Source organism: Pseudomonas spirodelae (genome assembly GCF_034653255.1).
Taxonomy (GTDB): Bacteria; Pseudomonadota; Gammaproteobacteria; order Pseudomonadales; family Pseudomonadaceae; genus Aquipseudomonas; species Aquipseudomonas spirodelae.
Genome location: NZ_JAYEET010000010.1, coordinates 1 through 1,969, shown reverse-complemented (window position 1 = coordinate 1,969; position 1,969 = coordinate 1). Strand labels below are relative to the sequence as shown.

Below are 1,969 nucleotides of genomic sequence, written 5' to 3'. Positions count from 1 at the left end.
GATCCGCTGGGCCGAGCAGACCGGGCCGAGCACCGCCGGCGTGATCCGGCACATCCTCGAACGGCGCATCCATCCGCAGCAGGGCTACCGGGCCTGCCTGGGCATCCTGCGCCTGGGCAAGACCCATGGCGAAGTGCGCTTGGAGTTGGCCTGCCGTCGCGCCATCAGCCTCGGTGCGTGCAGTTACAAGAGCCTCGAATCGATCCTGCGCCAGGGGCTGGAAAACCTGCCGCTGGCCCAGCAGCACCTGCCCCTGCTGCCGGACGACCACGCCAACCTGCGCGGCCCCGGCTACTACCACTGAACACAAGGAAACTCACCATGCTGCCCCATCCGACCCTGGACAAGCTGCAAACCCTGCGCCTGCACGGCATGCTCAAGGCGCTGAATGAACAACTGAAAACCCCGGAAATCGACAGCCTGAGCTTCGAGGAACGCCTCGGCCTGCTGGTCGACCGCGAGCTGACCGAACGCGATGACAAGCGCCTGAGCAGCCGCCTGCGCCAGGCCCGGCTCAAGCACAACGCCTGCCTCGAAGACATCGACTACCGTAGCCCGCGCGGGCTGGATAAGGCGCTGATCCTGCAACTGAGCGGCGGCCAGTGGCTACGCGACGGCCTCAACCTGATCATCGGCGGCCCCACCGGTGTCGGTAAAACCTGGCTGGCCTGCGCCCTGGCCCACCAGGCCTGCCGAGAAGGCTACAGCGTGCGTTACCTGCGCTTGCCGCGTTTGCTGGAAGAACTGGGTCTGGCCCATGGCGACGGGCGCTTCGCCAAGCTGATGAGCAGCTACGCCAAGACCGACCTGCTGATCCTCGATGACTGGGGCTTGGCCCCGTTCACCGCCGAACAGCGGCGCGACATGCTGGAGCTACTGGACGACCGCTACGGCCAGCGCTCGACCATCGTTACCAGCCAGATGCCGGTGGACAACTGGCACGAACTGATCGGCGATCCGACCCTGGCCGACGCTATCCTCGACCGCCTGGTGCACAACGCTTACCGGATCAATCTGAAGGGTGAATCAATGCGCAAACGGACGCAGAAATTGACGACGCCAGCCAACCCGGACTAACAATGCCACCCCTGCGTCGCTGCGCTCCGACTGCCCGGCCGGATGGCCGTGGAACAGGTGGCCAGATGGCCCTGGAATGCCTGGCCAGATGAGAGCGGACTGGGTGGCCGGATGGCGTGGAATCCGCATTCAGCTCGTACCAGGCCGTCGCTACATTCTGAAATGTGTGCTCAGTTTCAGCTTTCTTGGCTTGCCCTAAAGCTTCCCGGTGTTCTTTCGGATCAGTTCCCATGGCAAGCAGCTCTCTCGCCTCAACGGTCAGTTTTCTAGCTTGCGCCAGAGAGAGTTCTGGATAGGTACCAAGCCCCATGTTGATGCGTTTCTTGGTTATGGGGTGGTGATAGTTGAGGTTCCATAGCTTTGAGCCATTGATTCTCACTCGCATCTGAAGGCCATTACCATCACTCAGAACGTAATCCTTATCCTTAGGCTTGGCGGCTTTGATTTTGAGTTCAGAGAGGGTGGTAGCTTTGGCGCCCATTGGTATTCCAGGAAGAGATTCTGTATTCCAAAAATTAGCATCTGAGTGCTTGGAATACAATTTGGAATACAGATTGGCGTGGCTTTGAGTGGATGCTCGTGGACGCTGGTGGCGCTGAAAGCCCCTTATTTGCTGGATTTCAGGATCGGGTAGGAGGCGGCCTCACGGCCGCCGTCCTCCCACACCACCGTGCGTACGGTTCCGTACACGGCGGTTCAGGCCATGCGGTTAAGCCGATTGATCGTATCCAGTATCGAGACCAGTCCAAGTCTGTCCCATAGCTTCTTCGGCAGCGCCTGATTCATATGCGGCGCTCCTGAGTTCCACCACGGGCCTCGGCCATTGAAGGCCGACTTGCAGGCACGCTCCTCGCTCAATCCCAGGCGCATCAGGTTGCGCGCCCTCGWAGAG

At 60.9% G+C, this 1,969-nt stretch carries 1 protein-coding gene and 3 pseudogenes; 2 read left to right on the top strand and 2 right to left on the bottom strand.

The genetic code is table 11. The features are described 5' to 3' along the window. A pseudogene (locus tag SOP97_RS04280) lies at positions 1-304 on the top strand (IS21 family transposase); the annotation flags it as partial. Between the two features lie 17 nt (positions 305-321). Next, positions 322-1,077 (top strand): IS21-like element ISPpu7 family helper ATPase IstB, encoded by a 756-nt coding sequence (istB, locus tag SOP97_RS04275; RefSeq protein WP_317521494.1) that lies wholly within the window; start codon positions 322-324, stop codon positions 1,075-1,077. Positions 1,078-1,186: 109 nt separating this feature from the next. Here istB and SOP97_RS04270 read toward each other — a convergent pair. Next, positions 1,187-1,558: pseudogene (locus SOP97_RS04270) on the bottom strand (integrase arm-type DNA-binding domain-containing protein); the annotation flags it as partial. Positions 1,559-1,773: 215 nt separating this feature from the next. Then, a pseudogene (locus tag SOP97_RS04265) lies at positions 1,774-1,969 on the bottom strand (group II intron reverse transcriptase/maturase); the annotation flags it as partial.

What these genes read in the sequence shown, in the direction of transcription:
- istB (WP_317521494.1), top strand. Translation starts at nt 322, where the DNA reads ATGCTGCCCCATCCGACCCTGGACAAGCTGCAAACCCTGCGCCTGCAC.